We start from the raw sequence: 17132 nt of genomic DNA on the forward strand, positions 1-17132 counted from the left end.
TCTTCTTTATATAATGTCATATCACTAAATGTTATGCAGTTTTCAAAGTACTAAAGCACTTATTAAATAAGTACTAATGGTGGAGATGAGGAGGATCGAACTCCTGACCCCTTGCGTGCAAGGCAAGTGCTCTCCCAGCTGAGCTACACCCCCATATGCTTTTTCAACAAAATATATTATAATCACTTTGTCGAATGTTGTCAATATTATTTTTTAAGAGTTTTAAAGAACCCTCAAAATTAAACAGTAGGTTAATTCTCCCTAGAAAGGAGGTGATCCAGCCGCACCTTCCGATACGGCTACCTTGTTACGACTTCACCCCAGTTATTGATTTCACCTTCGACACTCGCTTCCCAAAAGGGTTAGCTAAGTGGCTTCGGGCGCCCCCAACTTCCGTGGTGTGACGGGCGGTGTGTACAAGACCCGGGAACGCATTCACCGCAGCATTCTGATCTGCGATTACTAGTAACTCCAGCTTCATGTAGGCGAGTTTCAGCCTACAATCCGAACTGAGAATGGCTTTAAGGGATTAGCTCGGCCTCACGACTTGGCTGCCCTCTGTACCACCCATTGTAGCACGTGTGTAGCCCTAAGCATAAGGGGCATGATGATTTGACGTCATCCCCACCTTCCTCCAGGTTATCCCTGGCAGTCCCTCTAGAGTGCCCAACTTAATGCTGGCAACTAAAGGCAAGGGTTGCGCTCGTTGCGGGACTTAACCCAACATCTCACGACACGAGCTGACGACAACCATGCACCACCTGTCACTTCTGTCCCCGAAGGGAAAAATGCGATTAGGCATCGGTCAAAAGGATGTCAAGCTTAGGTAAGGTTCTTCGCGTTGCTTCGAATTAAACCACATGCTCCGCTACTTGTGCGGGTCCCCGTCAATTCCTTTGAGTTTCACTCTTGCGAGCGTACTCCCCAGGCGGAGTACTTAATGCGTTAGCTGCGGCACCGAGGGGGGTAACCCCCGACACCTAGTACTCATCGTTTACGGCGTGGACTACCAGGGTATCTAATCCTGTTCGCTCCCCACGCTTTCGTGCCTCAGTGTCAGTTACAGTCCAGAAAGCCGCCTTCGCTACTGGTGTTCCTCCTAATATCTACGCATTTCACCGCTACACTAGGAATTCCACTTTCCTCTCCTGCACTCAAGTCTCCCAGTTTCAAGAGCTTACTACGGTTGAGCCGTAGCCTTTCACTCCTGACTTAAGAAACCACCTACGCACCCTTTACGCCCAGTAAATCCGGATAACGCTAGCCCCCTACGTATTACCGCGGCTGCTGGCACGTAGTTAGCCGGGGCTTCCTCCTCAAGTACCGTCATTATCTTCCTTGAGGACAGAGTTTTACGACCCGAAGGCCTTCATCACTCACGCGGCGTTGCTGCATCAGGCTTTCGCCCATTGTGCAATATTCCCCACTGCTGCCTCCCGTAGGAGTTTGGACCGTGTCTCAGTTCCAATGTGGCCGATCACCCTCTCAGGTCGGCTACTGATCGTCGCCTTGGTAAGCCGTTACCTTACCAACTAGCTAATCAGACGCGGGTCCATCTCATACCGCCGGAGCTTTGATAAGAAATACATGTGAATCTCTTATATTATCCTGTATTAGCATACCTTTCGGTATGTTATCCATGTGTATGAGGCAGGTTACCCACGCGTTACTCACCCGTCCGCCGCTCTTCACCGAAGTGAATCGCTCGACTTGCATGTGTTAGGCACGCCGCCAGCGTTCATCCTGAGCCAGGATCAAACTCTCATAAAAAAGTTGTCCATCGCTCAGACTAATCATTATCTGAATATCTGGCTTGGTTTGTTTGTTGTTTCAGTTTAATTCTTAAAGAATTAATTTATTGTTAACCTACTGTTTAATTTTCAAAGTTCTTTGCTTGTTTCAGCTTTTTCATTTTATCAAAGCTGTTTTGTCTTGTCAACAACTTTTTTCAGAAGTTTTTTGTTGATGTTTTGTCCCTGTCTTAAGGACAAGTAATACTATATCATCATAATAAAATACCGTCAATACCTTTTTAAAGTTTTTTTATAAAATCATTGACGTTTTATGACTTATTATTAAATCCTATTTATTATAACATTTGATTTATAATTGAAATCATAAGGTTTTTAAATCATTTTTACAGTAATCTCCTTTCTTTAATTTAACTATATTTTTTCTTCAATTTCCTATTTTTATTATGTAATAATAGCAAAAACTTATATTCAAAGTTTATTATTTTTTAATAAGAAAATAAAAATACTACTTTGTACATATAAATTTTACATTCATAATACAACAAAGTAGTACTTTAATATTTTATTTCATTATTCTCATTGCATTTAACACTGCAATTAAAGCAACCCCTACATCAGCAAATACTGCTTCCCACATACTTGCCATACCTAAAGCTCCAAATATCATAACTATAATTTTAATACCTAATGCAAATATAATATTTTGCCATACTATTTTATAAGTCTTTTTAGATATTTTTATTCCTTCAGCTATTTTACTTGGTTCATCTGTCATTATAACTATATCTGCTGCTTCTATAGCTGCATCTGATCCCAAACCACCCATAGCTATACCAACATCCACACGAGCAAGAACTGGAGCATCATTTATTCCATCTCCCACAAAGGCAATTTTTTCTTTCTCATTTCTTCCTTCATATATAACTTCTATTTTTTCTACCTTTTCATTTGGCAATAAATTTGAATATACTTTATCTACCTTTAATTGTTTTGCTACTGAATCAGCAACTTCTTTATTATCTCCAGTTAGCATAACCGTTTCTTTTATGCCTTGGCCTTTTATTTCCTTAATAGCTTTTTCACTATCTGATTTTATTTTATCAGAAATAACTATAGATCCTTTAAATTGATTATTTACTGCTATATAAACTACTGTTCCTATTTCTTCATTTTTATTTACGCTTATATTGTTAGCTGTCATTAACTTTTCATTTCCAGCTAATATCTCTTCATTTTCATATTTTACTTTTATTCCATGAGCCGCTATTTCTTCATACCTTTCTATTTTATTTAAATTAATTTCTTTATTATAGTAATTTAAAATAGACTTAGCAATTGGATGATTTGAATTAGCTTCTGCAATAGATGCATATTTAATTAATTCTTCTTCTGAGATTCCAACAGAATTAACTTTTACAACATCAAATACACCTTCTGTTAATGTTCCAGTTTTGTCAAATACTACTGTATCAACATATCTTAAAGCTTCAAGGTAGTTACTTCCTTTTATTAATATACCATTTCTAGAAGCAACACCTATTCCGCTGAAATAACTTAGTGGTATGGATAAAACTAGAGCACATGGGCATGATACAACTAAAAATACTAATCCTCTGTGTAACCAATCACTAAACATTGCTCCTGGAACAAATATTGGTGGAACTACTGCTATTAATGTAGCTAATATAACTACTATAGGTGTATAGTATTTTGAAAATACAGATATGAAGTTTTCTGTTTTAGACTTTTTACTACTTGCATTTTCCACTAAGTCTAGTATTTTCGACACAGTAGACTCAGAGAAACTTTTAGTTACTTTTACTGTTAATAAAGAGTTTTTATTAATAAATCCTGATAATAATTCATCTCCTGACTTAACAGTTCTTAAAACAGACTCTCCAGTTAATGCAGATGTATCTACCATAGAATTTCCATCTACTACTACACCATCTAGAGGTACTTTTTCACCCGGTTTAACTATTATAAAATCGTCAAGTTCTACTTCTTCTGGATCTACAACTTTAATAGAGTTACCTATTTTTAAGTTTGCCACATCTGGTTTTATTTGCATTAAATCAGAAATAGATTTTCTTGATTTTCCTACTGCAAGTTCTTGTAAATATTCTCCTACTTTGTAAAATAACATTACCCCAACAGCTTCTGATGAATCGCCTATTGCAATTGCACCAACTGTTGCTACTGTCATTAAAAAGTTTTCGTCAAATATTCTACCTTTTGTCATATTTCGTAAAGCTTTATATACAACGTCTCCACCTACTAATATATAAGATACTAAGAATATTAATATTGAATATTTACTTTCTACTCCCATCATTTCTTCATAAAATGCAAATATAAATACAAACGCCCCTAATAATATCTTTAAAAGTTCTAATTTATTATTATCTCTTATTACTCTACTTTCTTTTTTAGCTTTCTTATTTTCTTTCGTTCCTTCAATTTGTATATCAAGTCCTGGTTCTGTATCATTTATTATGTTTATTATATTTTTTATCGTAATATTTTCATTTGTATTATCTATTTCTACAGATAGTTTTTTATTTACAAAGTTCATATTAGAGCTTTTAACTCCATCTAGTAAAGATACTTTATTGCCTATTACTTCTGCACAGTGAGCACAATTAAGTCCTCCTAAAATAATATCTTTCTTTATATGTGACTTATTTTTATTCCCAACCACTTGAATATCAAGACCTGGTTCTATTGAATCAATCAAACCAATAACATCCTCTATTATTTTATCTTCATTTTTTCGAGAATTTAATTCTAGTGTTAATTTTTTATTTACAAAATTCAAGTTACTGCTTTGAATTCCTTCTAAATATTTTACTTTGTCACCTATCACTTCTGCACAATGGGCACATGTTAATCCATTTAACATTAACTCTTTTTTATTACCTATGCTTACTTTTTTATCAAGTACTTGAATATCAAGGCCTGGTTCTATTGAATCAATAAGAGAAATAACTTCACTTACTATTGTTTCTTCATCATAAGAAGAATCAATTTCTAAAGTTAGTTTTTTACTGATAAAATTCATATTGCTACTTTCAATTCCATTAATATTTTTTACAGCTTCTCCTATAGTTTCAGCACAGTGAGCACATGTTAATCCATTTAGCATTAGCTCTTTTTTTATCAATACTGCCGCCAACATTATTATACCCCCTATCTATTATAAGTTTCCTCTATATGGCATAAACCACAGTTAAATATTTGATTAATATGATTATCATCCAATGAATAATAAACAATCTTGCCTTCTTTTCTAAATTTAACTAATCTAGCTTGTTTTAAAACTCTTAACTGATGAGATATTGCCGATTGAGTCATGTTTAAAAGATCTGCTATGTCACATACGCACATTTCTTCTTCAAATAAAGCGTATAAAATTTTTATTCTCGTAGTATCGCCAAAGACCTTGAATAGCTCTGCTAAATCATAAAGTTTTTCATCTTCAGGCATTTTATCTTTTACCTTACATATTACCTCTTCATGTACACAGGTACTTTCGCATCTATTTATAATATCTTTCATTTGCATTCCTCCAACTAAATATTAATATATGAACAACTGTTCATATATTAATATTATGATATTTGTCCTATTTGTGCAACCTTTTTTTATATTTTTTTAGATTTGTAACTATTTCTAAAATACTCATATCTAGATTTTTTTTTAATATATATATTAGTAGTATTAGTAAATTTATTATATGAAAAATTGAAAGGAGAGTTCATATTAAAATGAATTATAATAATATGTATCCTAATAGAATGAGTGATAACATAGATCCAAACTATATATACCCTCAACCATATATAGATCCTTTAATGTACATGAATCCTTATGTTATGAATAACAACCAAAGCGGAAACTTTAATCAAAGTATAAACCCTGAATATTCAACATATTCTAATCAATATGTAGATAATCAACAATTTAATCCTTATGAGAATATGCCTAACAACAACATGAAAGAAGAATTTGAAAGCAACAATAATATGTATGACATGAATAATCAAATGAATAACATACCTATGATTCCTATGATGCCACCTAATATGATGTATCCTGGTATGCTTCCTCCTAATATGATATTTCCTGGGGCAATGCCACCTAATATGATGTATCCTGGTATGATGTTCCCTGGGGCAATGCCACCTAATATGATGTATCCTGGAGTGATGCAAAATATACCTACTGTTAATATGGATGAGTTCGATGAGGAAGAGATGTAATCAAATATAATATTAAAAGACCAATGTTACCCCTATAAATTAGGGGTTTTTTTATTTTTTTTAAAAAGGTGTTATAAAATTTTTAAATTTGTCTACACTATTAAATGTATTCCTCATAATATTCCCCCAATATTATAAATACAAAAAAGGGCATTCTAGTTATACTAGTATTGCCCTTCTTTTTTTATACCAATATGGATCTTTAATTTTAATATAAAAAATTTGCTTCACTCATGTCGCCAATGGCTTCCCCCATTGCTCAAGTCATAAAGTTGAAAATTATATGTTATACACAAAACATATAACATATAATTTCCTTACAATTAAAAAGCTTCTCTAAATTGACTCTAGAAAAGCATATTTTATATTATTTATTAAATTTATTATAAATTTCATATTTAGTGACAATTATTTAATGATGATAGTTTTTTATTAAAACGTACACCAAATATAACTTCAGTTATAATTTCTACTACTGTTATTAAATTAAATATTATTCCTTTGCTTTTTATAGATATATTTTTCATATTTATAACCCCTTTCATATTTATAAAATATTTTGTTTTATCAAGTTATGTCTTTATTCTACAATATTCTATAAAAAACACCTATGGATTTACCTTACAACTATATTACGTTTATGTAATTTTAATCTAAAAAATCCTCAAAATCATCTGATCCAGATTCGACAAAGTCATAAAGAACATTTTCTTCAAAGAAATAACTTTCATCAACTTTTAAATATTCTTTATATTTAGTCATTAGTAACTTATTAATGTATTTTCGATCTCTTTCAGAGTAAGTTCCTACAAAGAATTCATCACCTAACTGATAATATATTGATTTTATATCATTATTTATTACATAAATATCTTTTTTTACATGATTATTATTAAAATTAAATCTAGTAAAGAATACTCCTTCCTCCATTTCGCTTTTTAACATAAATGGATTGTCGTTATAAAATTCCATTAGAAATTCATCCTTATTTTTAACTTTGTAAACATCTATAAATTCAGATTTTGATATTTCATCAAAAACTTCAAAATCATATATAGGTTCTTTATCTGTAACTAATAAAGATTTAATTCTAAAATTATCTTTTTCTTTACATATATTAAAAGCTATCTTACAAGTATAATATCCATCTTCGTCCTCATATAAAGCTTCACTAATATATACTTCTTCATTTCTTTTAGTTACTTTATTCTTTAAAAGAGCTCCATTAATTTTTGTTATATGATTATTTGATATTTCTTCACTACCAGAAAAATATTTTAAACTTTCTCTATCTCTAGCTATAAATCTCATTGTCATATAATTTATAAATTCAACTTCATGGTCAACCTTTTTACTTATAATAGGATAAACTTCATTTAGAGTTAAATTACTTTCATAATTTGTTATTATATCTATGTACTCTTCTGTGTCTCCCGGTAATTCTTTACCATACTCTAAATTTTTACTACCAAAATGATTTATTAAGAATAAAGCTACTTCTTCTTTAACTAGTATCCTGCTCTCTCCTAAGCCACCCATTAATCGTTCTTCCTCGTTGCAAGCTTCTTTTGATGTAGGATTTTTTAAACTAACATAATCAGCAATTCCTAGTCCTTCTCCATCTAATAAAAAATACTGGTATATATTATTGTCATTATTCTCATATTTAATAGTAAGACCCATACTTCCCATAAGTCTAGATTTTGTTACTTTGGCATAATCAAATGTCATCAAATCACGTCCTTAATACTTTTATAATTACTAAATAGTTAAAATTCATATTTTATTTTCTATTTATAATTATAGTTTACAACAAAATTGAATTTTATAATATAATAAAGTAAATACTTAGATGAGGTGATTCAATGAAAAATATAGGAGCTTTTTTTGATATTGACGGAACTATCTACAGAGACTCCCTAATGGTAGAGCATTTCAAAAAGCTTATTAAATACGAAATAGTTGATCAAAAAGCTTGGGTTGCTCATGCTAGAGATACTTTTTTAGATTGGGATAAAAGACAAGCAAATTATGATGATTATCTACTAGAAATCTGTGACTTGTATGTTAAATCACTACAAAATGTAGATAAGTCTTGTATAGATTTTACTAGCGATCAAGTTATTGCATTAAAAGCTGAACGTGTTTATAAATATACTCGTTCAAGAATTAAATGGCATTTGGATAATAGACACAAAGTTATATTCATATCTGGTAGCCCAAATTTCTTAGTTGAAAAAATGGCTAAAAAATACGGTGCTTCAGATTATGTTGGTAGTGATTATATATTTGAAGATGGAAAATTTAATGGAACAGTAATTCCTATGTGGGATGCAAAAAGCAAAAATGTAGCTATAGATAGTTTTGTTGAAAAGTATGATATAGATTTAAGCCAATCTTATGCTTACGGAGATACTAATGGAGATATTAATATGCTTAAGCGCGTTGGTAATCCAATTGCTATAAATCCAACTAAAGAGTTATTAAATCATATGATAGAAGATAAGAGTTTAAATGACAAAGCCCAAGTAATCGTAGAAAGAAAAGATATTGTATATTCTTTGGGTTGCAATGTAAAAAGGTTTGATATAGGCTTATAGTATATTATTTGTACGGAGGATGATAGTTTGAAAATCAACAAAAAAACACTAAGCTTTAGCGATATATATAATGATTTAGATGAAATAAGCAAAAAACTATATCTAGATTCTCCTGATATCTGGATTGATTTTTCAGATAAAGTTAGCGAAAAAAAACTAGATGAAATGGTACTTTTTTATGCTGCTAAATTTAACTACTTATCTATCTTAAAGTATGCAATAGATAATAATGTTATAGACTTAAATATTCCATCTAAAAACAAAAGTTATTCATCTATTAAAGAACATCTTTTAGCTGTATCAAAAGATTATAAAAGTCATGATGTTTACAATTACTTAGATGGTGACTACAAATTAAGCGAGGAAAATATAGAAATTAACGAAAATAAATCATCAGATGTAAAAGAAGAAAAAAATCATAAGGATTACTTCCCTATTTTCCTTTGCCCTCACTGTAATACAAACATACTTAAATCAGGTTATAAAGTATATGAAGAAATAAGTTTTGCTTTTTCTCAAGATAAAAGCAAGTCCCAGGAATTAAACAGAGAAAGAGACAATAAAGTTTTCTGTAATAGTTGTAATAGTAATATTAACAATATTACTACAGAATTGTTAGAGGATATATGCTCTATTCATAATTGTAAAAAATGTGGAAAAGATTTAACTAAAATAGGAATTACAGAAAAAATAAAGATGAAATTTAATGAAGATGACGGTAAATTTATAGGAGATGAAAAAACTTATAATTGTCCTTCCTGTGATAAGGAATTAAATGAATCTCAAAAAAAATATTTCAATTTATAATATAAAAGGAGACTATAAAGTTATAAAAATGCTTAATAGTCTCCTTTATCTATCTTTTTACAAATCTTCTAAATTCATCATTATAAAAGTCTATAAATTGAGAATATACAAAATCGTAAACTATAAAAGCTATTTCAAATATTAATATGGTAAAAATATTAACCGGAATATATACAAATTGTTTTAAGATTATATATGCAAATATTATAAGTATATTTGCAACTAAAAATTTTAATATATATTCTTGAATAAAGCTTCTATCTTTTTCTATTATATATTTTACTAAACCATAAATACCAAATGTAAAAATATATAATATCCACTGTGCTTTGTTTGTCATAATCATAAAACTCAACAAAACAGATCCTATATAAAATATAATCCCTACTTTAGGTCCATATTCCATAATTACGATGGCTATTGGCAAAGATGCCAAACCCAAAAGAAATAAAGTATTTATAGGTATTATATTAACCAACAACAATAAAATAATATTTAAGGATAATAATATACCACTATAGGCAATTTTTCTACTCATGATTATTCATCATCTCCTAGAAACAAGTACATAAATCTCCTCCACAGCATTCACAGCATGAATCACATACAAATAAAGTACATAAGTTGCTACAACAGTCATCATCACAGCAACAACAACAGCAACCAGGTGAGTCATAACGTCTATTTCTATTGTAGTTATAAGAACGTCTGTCATAATCATTTCTATAATTATTATATCTATTATAAGAATAAACATATTCTTTATTATTAGGATCCATGAACTTAGCTCTTTTTAGAAAGTCTTCTCCTTCTTCATAGTATCCAATATTCATAGCAGATAATCCTGTTAGGTAATACCACTCACTACATTTTTCATTTATGCTCTGTAAAAAATTATATGCTTTTTTAAAATCTTTATTTTCAATCATTCTCCTTGCTTTCATAAAACAGTCATTTTCATAAACATTACTGTACATTATTCCCACATCCTTTTTCTAATATATTTTTATACCTTAAATATACACCAGAATAAACTATATTTTCTATAATTCCTCTGTTTAATTGTAAATTTAAGTTATCGATTGATGCTGCTAATAAGCCTAAAGATATACTAATTAATCTATCAACTTTCAGTTTTAATTCTTCTTTATTGTCTATATATTCTATAAAAGGATTATACCTCCCCTTTTTATAGTCAGCATCTAAATCTTCGTAAGCATCTAATATATAAATATATTTCCCTATATTAAAGCCTACCCTTCTTAAATCTTCTTCATACTCATCATTTTTATAAGAAAAGATTTCTCCCATGAGCTCTCCAAAAGTATTGGATACTTTATCTATGTTGCAATTTTCTTCTTTCTCCAATTGATTAAGTAAGTTCATTTGTTCTTTAATAATTGTTGATTTATTAGGGTACTTTTCATGAGACAATTTTAATTTTCCCTTATAAATATTATAAGCTAAAATATCCTTTATTCCTTTATCATCTAATAAATTATCTTCTAATTTATAATATGTTAATAATGTATTCATACTTGCCGCATATTCCGTTATTTCATTTATAATTTTTTTCTTCTTTTTAAAGGGACTAACTATGCAAACTTCTTCTACAATACTAGTTTTAGGTTTATAAATAGCTGTAAGAATCACAATTAAAAAAGTAATATCATAATTTAAACCTAGCCTAGATATTTCCCCATGATTCTCTTTTAAGTATTTACATAATCCACAGTAATATCCTTTATAATCTTCAAACTCTCTAAAAGTTAAATCCATTTTATTTATTCTAACATATCCAAACATATTTATTTCCTTCCTAAGTTATAGCTATCAATTAATTATATAATACTACAACATTTTTTATTATTATACAGTTATAAAGTTAAATTATAATTTTATTTATTGATAAATACATATTTTATCAACAAATAGGCAATTTTACATTTTTTACCTATTGCCTAAGTATTATATATTACCTAAAATAAAAGATGTCAGTATATAGAAAATTCATATATAAAAACGTTTCCTTATTGACAAAATTTATATAGCAATTATTAGAAGGGGGACTAAAATGATTACATTTTTAGCGTGTGTATCTATCCTTGTTATAGGTTACTTTACATATGGAACATATGTAAGTAAAACTGTAGGATACGATGATTCTATTCAAACTCCAGCTATAAGGCTTGAAGATGGTGTAGACTATATGCCAATGCCTTGGCATAAGGTTTTCTTAATTCAATTCCTTAACATAGCTGGTACTGGACCAATATTTGGAGCCATATCTGGAGCTTTATTCGGACCAGTTGCATTTCTATGGATAACTTTTGGTTGTATATTTGCCGGAGCTGTTCATGACTTATTATCAGGTGTTATATCTATGAAACATGATGGTACTTCTATACCAGAAATAGTTGGAATATACTTAGGTAAAAATATGAAAACTATAATGGTTGCATTCTCAATAGTGCTTCTTATTTTAGTTGGTACTGTCTTTATAACTTCACCTGCTGGTTTATTAACTTCTATGACTGGTATAAACAAAAATATATGGTTAGTGTTAATAATAATTTACTATATAGTTGCTACTGTGTTACCCGTTGATAAAGTTATAGGAAAATTATATCCAATATTCGGAGCTGCATTACTATTAATGGCTGCTGGTTTATTTGTCGCTATGATAGTAGGCCAATTCAATGGTTCTATGCAAATGGCTGAATTAAGCCTTACAAATATGCATCCAGGCGGATTGTCTATATTCCCATTCTTATTCACTACAATAGCTTGTGGTGCAATATCAGGGTTTCATGCTACTCAATCACCTATGATGGCTAGATGTATAAATAGAGAATCTGAAACTAGAAGAGTATTCTTTGGATCAATGATAGTTGAGGGTATTGTTGCTTTAATCTGGTGTGCTGTTACTATAGCATTCTTCGGAGATAGCGCTTCTATATCTGCTGCTGGACAACCTGCAGAAATAGTTAACGTAGTATCAAAAGCATTACTTGGACCTGCTGGTGCTATTCTTGCTGTTCTTGGTGTTGTTGCTTGCCCAATAACTTCAGGTGATACTGCTTTCAGAAGCGCTCGACTTACAATAGCTGATGCTTTAAAAATAAAGCAAGATGGATTAAAAAATAGATTTATGTTAGCTTTACCTTTATTTGCAGTTGGTGTTGCATTAACTCAAATAAACTTTGATATAATCTGGAGATACTTTGCTTGGTCTAATCAAACATTAGCAATGATATTCTTATGGACAGGTGCTGCTTACTTATTAGTTAATAAGAAAAATTATTGGATAGCTGTAATACCTGCAATATTCATGAGTTATGTATCTGTAGCTTATATATTACAAGCTCCAGAAGGATTTAAATTAAATGCTACATTCTCTAATGCAACTGGTGTTGTTGTTGCTATAGCATTTTTTATTGCCTTTATGGTGAGAGTTAAGAAAGAAAAAAGTGAAACTGAGAAATTCAAAAAAGTTAGTTAATTATCATTAATATAAAGAAAAAGGAAATGATATTTTGTATCATTTCCTTTTTCTTTATAAAATAAACCTTATAGCTTTATTATTATCTTCTATTGCTAAAACTTCCAGTTCTTTATAATTCCTAAATAACCATTTTATATCTGTCATTATTTGACTCACTTGCTTCTTATCCAATTTCCCAATACAATACTCCTCTCTTGTTTCTGCAAAATCCTTTGATACTAAAAAATTTTTAATAGTTGCATAGGCTATTGTATTCGGAATAGGATTACTCGTTTCTTTTGAACGTTTATTCCCTTTCATATACATTTTCATATAATCTCCTCCTGATTATTTCTTGATCTATTGTATATCTATATATATGAGCCCATACCTTCTTTAAATGCTTATTAAGTATATAATGATATAAGTTATAGATATGACTCTTAAAAATAAAACGAAATAATTTTACCATTTTATTGAAATTAATATTCAATATGACTACAATTAAAAATATCTGACCGACTAGTCGGTTCTATAATTAAGAAAGAGGTGAAATATTTGCTGCCAAAATTCAGCGTAAGAAAACCTTTGACTGTATTTGTTTCTGTAGTTATGGTACTAATGTTAGGATTTGTATCTTTTACAAAAATGACCCCGGATTTATTACCTAGCATAGATTTACCCTATGTAATTGCTATGACTACATATCCTGGCTCTAGCCCAGAAAAAATCGAAACAACAGTAACAAAGCCAATTGAGCAAGCTGTTTCAACTACAAGCGGAATTAAGAACGTAACTTCCGTTTCAAACGAAAACTACAGTGTAGTAATTCTAGAGTTTAATCAGGATACAAATATGGACACTGCAATGTTAGATCTAAACGGTAAAATAGATTTAATTAAAGATTCTTTAGAAGATGGTGTCGGATCAACTACTTTAATGCAACTTAACCCAGACATGATGCCTGTTATGACATTAAGTGTGGATGTTGACAATATGGATGTTGAAGAAGTCTCTACATATGTTAACAATGAAATAATTCCTAAGTTTGAGCGTATAAATGGAGTTGCATCTGTAACAGGTGTTGGTTTAGTAGAAAAACAATTAAAAGTATCTTTAAACAAAGATAAAATCGACCAATTAAATAAAGAACTAAAATCAAGCGTTACTTCTGAATTAGATAAGCAGCAAAGTCAACTTAATAACACCAACTCAGAAATACAAAAGGGAAAAGCTACCCTAGAAAAACAAAGCAATGCTCAATTGAAAAAGCTGCTTGAAGCTAGTAGTCAACTTCAATCTGGTATAAATCAATTAGAAAGTATGGCTGGTATTTTAAATTCAACCGGTTCTAGCAAGGAAGATCTAGAAAAATATATTGCTAGTGCGACTACCACGCTAAATAATACCAAATCAAAACTAAAAGATTTAAAAGAACAACTTAATGATTTACCAGAAGATTCTGCTGTTGATAAGGAACAATTACAACAAGATATATCAAATTTAGAATCTATTATAACATCTTTAGAAAAAGCCATATCAAATGCAGGCCAAGGTGTAGGTGCAGTAGACTCACTAGAAACATTAAAAAAACAACAAAAAGAATTGGAAAGTGCTAAACTTACTCTTTCTCAAGAATTAACAAAAGCTACTGTACAACTTTCCGTAAATGAATCACAAATAAAATCTGCTGAAACTCAGTTGAATGAAGCTAGAAAACAAGCTTTAGAATCAGCAGATATAACAGATAAAATTACTCCAGAAACAATAAATCAAATTCTAACAGCAGAGAACTTTTCCATGCCTGCTGGATATATATCAGATGACGAAACTGAATACTCTGTAAAAGTGGGAGATAAGTTCACTTCTATAAATGAAGTTAAAAATTTAATATTATTTTCTATGGATGGAATTGGTGATGTTCATCTTAAAGATATCGCCAATGTAAAAATGTCAGACAACTCATCAGATAGTTATACAAACATAAATGGAAATGCTGGTGTTATGCTATCTTTCCAAAAAACTAGTACTGCCTCAACTACTAAAGTGTGTAAAGAAATAAATAAAGTAATTAAGGATTTAAATAATAGTAATGATAAATTACATATTCTTTCTTTAATGGACCAAGGTGTTTATATAGATTTTATTATATCTAGCGTACTTGATAACCTAATTTACGGTGGTATACTAGCAATTATTGTTTTACTAATATTCTTAAAAAGTATAAAACCAACTATCGTAATTGCATTTAGTATTCCTATAAGTTTATTATTTGCTATTGTTTTGATGTACTTTAGTGGCGTTACATTAAATATTATTTCTTTATCAGGTTTAGCCCTTGGAGTTGGTATGCTAGTTGATAATAGTATAGTTGTTATTGAAAATATTTATAGACTAAGAAATAAAGGAATGGGTAAATTTAAAGCTGCCGTGTATGGCGCTAGACAGGTATCTGGAGCAATATTTGCTTCCACACTTACTACTATTTGCGTATTCTTACCTATTGTTTTTACAGAAGGTATAACTAGACAATTATTTACAGATATGGGTCTTACAATAGCATACTCCTTAATTGCAAGTTTAATTGTTGCCTTAACTTTAGTACCGTGTATGGCATCAAATTTATTATCCAATATAGATGAAAAGTCTCATCCTTTATTTGATAAAATAGTTGATGGCTATGAAAAATTATTAAGACTATGCTTAAGATTTAAACCTGTTGTTTTATGTTTTTCTGTAGCATTATTAATAGTTGTTGCTTTTGCAACAGCCAAAATAGGAACATCATTTATGCCAAAAATGGATTCACCACAAATGATGGCAACTATTAATTTAGATAGCGTTCTTCCAAAAGATGAAGCTCGACATATTACTGATCAAGTAGTGCAACAAGTTTTAACAATTAAGGATGTAAAAGGCATTGGAGCCATGAATTCATCTGGTACCATGTCATTTGGTACTTCTTCAAATAACCCTAATAATATGTCTGCTTACGTTATTTTAAAAGATGATAAAAAGAAAACAAATGATGAGATTTCAGAAGAAATAAAAGAAAAAACAAAATCTCTTAACTGTGAAGTCACAGTCTCGTCTTCATCTATGGATACCTCTTCTTTAGGAGAATCTGGGTTACAAATAATTGTTAAAGGTGACGATTTAGATGAGCTTAAGAAAATTTCTGATGATTTGGTAGGTATGCTATCCAAGATAGAAGGTACTACTGACATAAATGGTGGTATGGGTGTAACTACTAAGGAAGAGAAAATTGTAATCAACAAAAATAAAGCTATGAAGTATGGATTAACAGTGGCTCAAGTATTCCAGCAAGTTTCCGCAAAATTATCAACAGAAACTACTTCAACTACTTTAACAATAAATTCTGAAGACTATCCAGTAATTATTGTTAATAATAATACTTCAAATTTGGATAAATTAAAAAATGTTGAAATCACAGGAACAAAAGGAACTGAATCTGTTTCAGTAAAGCTAAAAGATATTTCATCTATAGAAATGACTGATACTCCTACATCTATAAATCACGATAATCAAACTAGGTATATATCCGTAACAGCTGGTATTGATTCTAAACACAATATTGGTTTAGTAAGTAAGGAAGTTCAATCAAAATTAGATGATTATAAATCGCCTACTGGCTATGAAATAAAAATGGGTGGTGAAACTGAATCTATTAATCAAGCGATTAGTGATTTAATTAAAATGATTGCTCTTGCCATAGCATTTATTTACTTAATAATGGTCGCACAATTCCAATCATTATTGTCGCCATTTATAGTAATGTTTACTATACCTCTTGCATTTACTGGTGGTTTACTAGCATTAATTATAACTGGCCAAGAATTAAGCGTTATATCCATGCTAGGATTTTTAGTTCTTGCTGGTGTAGTTGTTAATAACGGTATAGTTTTTGTGGATTATGTGAATCAATTGCGTATAAGTGGATTAAATAAAAAAGAAGCTCTTATAGAGGCTGGACGTACTCGTATGAGGCCTATACTCATGACTGCTTTAACAACAATACTTGCCATGTCTACAATGGCCCTTGGTGTTGGCATGGGCGCTGAAATGTCTCAAGCTTTAGCGATAGTAACTATCGGCGGTTTAGCCTATGCTACCCTATTAACATTATTTGTTGTTCCTACTTTATACGATATATTCCATCGTCGCAAAGAATTAAGACAGATAATTATCGATGAGGAGGACTAAA

13 protein-coding genes, 1 tRNA gene and 1 rRNA gene are annotated in these 17132 nt (G+C 30.3%); 5 read left to right on the top strand and 10 right to left on the bottom strand.

Translation table 11 applies throughout. The features are described 5' to 3' along the window. Positions 1-77: 77 nt before the first annotated feature. From TEGL_RS18565 to TEGL_RS18580, 4 genes are all read right to left on the bottom strand, one after another. Positions 78-153: transfer RNA gene (locus tag TEGL_RS18565), tRNA-Ala, on the bottom strand. Between the two features lie 112 nt (positions 154-265). Beyond that, positions 266-1770 (bottom strand): 16S ribosomal RNA (locus TEGL_RS18570). 546 nt (positions 1771-2316) lie between these two features. After that, the gene (locus TEGL_RS18575; RefSeq protein WP_018590063.1) at positions 2317-4932 is read right to left on the bottom strand and encodes a heavy metal translocating P-type ATPase; all 2616 of its coding nucleotides are present in this window, start codon (positions 4930-4932) and stop codon (positions 2317-2319) included. 11 nt (positions 4933-4943) lie between these two features. After that, positions 4944-5312, bottom strand: coding sequence for an ArsR/SmtB family transcription factor (locus TEGL_RS18580; protein ID WP_018590062.1), 369 nt, complete (start codon positions 5310-5312; stop codon positions 4944-4946). A gap of 209 nt (positions 5313-5521) precedes the next feature. On the opposite strand from TEGL_RS18580, the gene TEGL_RS18585 reads away from it, so the two are divergent. Then, positions 5522-6016, top strand: coding sequence for a hypothetical protein (locus TEGL_RS18585; protein WP_018590061.1), 495 nt, complete (start codon positions 5522-5524; stop codon positions 6014-6016). A gap of 398 nt (positions 6017-6414) precedes the next feature. On the opposite strand, the gene TEGL_RS18590 is transcribed toward TEGL_RS18585, so the two are convergent. Next, positions 6415-6543, bottom strand: a complete 129-nt coding sequence (locus TEGL_RS18590; RefSeq protein WP_018590060.1) for a hypothetical protein — start codon at positions 6541-6543, stop codon at positions 6415-6417. Between the two features lie 121 nt (positions 6544-6664). Further along, complete coding sequence (locus tag TEGL_RS18595; protein ID WP_018590059.1) at positions 6665-7747, bottom strand: hypothetical protein; 1083 nt, start codon at positions 7745-7747, stop codon at positions 6665-6667. Between the two features lie 134 nt (positions 7748-7881). Between TEGL_RS18595 and TEGL_RS18600 the strand changes: the two genes are divergently transcribed. Both TEGL_RS18600 and TEGL_RS18605 read left to right on the top strand, forming a co-directional pair. Beyond that, the gene (locus tag TEGL_RS18600; RefSeq protein ID WP_018590058.1) at positions 7882-8616 is read left to right on the top strand and encodes an HAD family hydrolase; all 735 of its coding nucleotides are present in this window, start codon (positions 7882-7884) and stop codon (positions 8614-8616) included. A 27-nt stretch (positions 8617-8643) separates the two neighbouring features. Then, the gene (locus TEGL_RS18605) at positions 8644-9423 is read left to right on the top strand and encodes a hypothetical protein (protein ID WP_018590057.1); all 780 of its coding nucleotides are present in this window, start codon (positions 8644-8646) and stop codon (positions 9421-9423) included. A gap of 49 nt (positions 9424-9472) precedes the next feature. Here TEGL_RS18605 and TEGL_RS18610 read toward each other — a convergent pair whose 3' ends face one another. Genes TEGL_RS18610 through TEGL_RS18620 form a run of 3 tightly spaced genes read right to left on the bottom strand, consistent with a single transcriptional unit; the run spans position 9473 to position 11229 of the window. Next, positions 9473-9961, bottom strand: a complete 489-nt coding sequence (locus TEGL_RS18610) for a DUF2232 domain-containing protein (protein ID WP_018590056.1) — start codon at positions 9959-9961, stop codon at positions 9473-9475. Between the two features lie 16 nt (positions 9962-9977). After that, positions 9978-10400, bottom strand: coding sequence for a tetratricopeptide repeat protein (locus TEGL_RS18615; RefSeq protein ID WP_018590055.1), 423 nt, complete (start codon positions 10398-10400; stop codon positions 9978-9980). Next, positions 10390-11229 (bottom strand): DUF5685 family protein, encoded by an 840-nt coding sequence (locus tag TEGL_RS18620; RefSeq protein ID WP_018590054.1) that lies wholly within the window; start codon positions 11227-11229, stop codon positions 10390-10392. Before TEGL_RS18620 ends, TEGL_RS18615 begins: the two co-directional genes overlap by 11 nt. A gap of 268 nt (positions 11230-11497) precedes the next feature. On the opposite strand from TEGL_RS18620, the gene TEGL_RS18625 reads away from it, so the two are divergent. Next, positions 11498-12925, top strand: a complete 1428-nt coding sequence (locus tag TEGL_RS18625; protein ID WP_018590053.1) for a carbon starvation CstA family protein — start codon at positions 11498-11500, stop codon at positions 12923-12925. Between the two features lie 54 nt (positions 12926-12979). Here TEGL_RS18625 and TEGL_RS18630 read toward each other — a convergent pair whose 3' ends face one another. Next, positions 12980-13240 (bottom strand): hypothetical protein, encoded by a 261-nt coding sequence (locus tag TEGL_RS18630; protein ID WP_018590052.1) that lies wholly within the window; start codon positions 13238-13240, stop codon positions 12980-12982. A 216-nt stretch (positions 13241-13456) separates the two neighbouring features. Between TEGL_RS18630 and TEGL_RS18635 the strand changes: the two genes are divergently transcribed. Then, on the top strand, positions 13457-17131 hold the full coding sequence (locus TEGL_RS18635; protein ID WP_026255046.1) for an efflux RND transporter permease subunit: 3675 nt from the start codon (positions 13457-13459) through the stop codon (positions 17129-17131). Position 17132 lies beyond the last annotated feature (1 nt).

Origin of the sequence: Terrisporobacter glycolicus ATCC 14880 = DSM 1288 (assembly GCF_036812735.1) — a bacterium.
GTDB classification, from domain to species: domain Bacteria; phylum Bacillota; class Clostridia; order Peptostreptococcales; family Peptostreptococcaceae; genus Terrisporobacter; species Terrisporobacter glycolicus.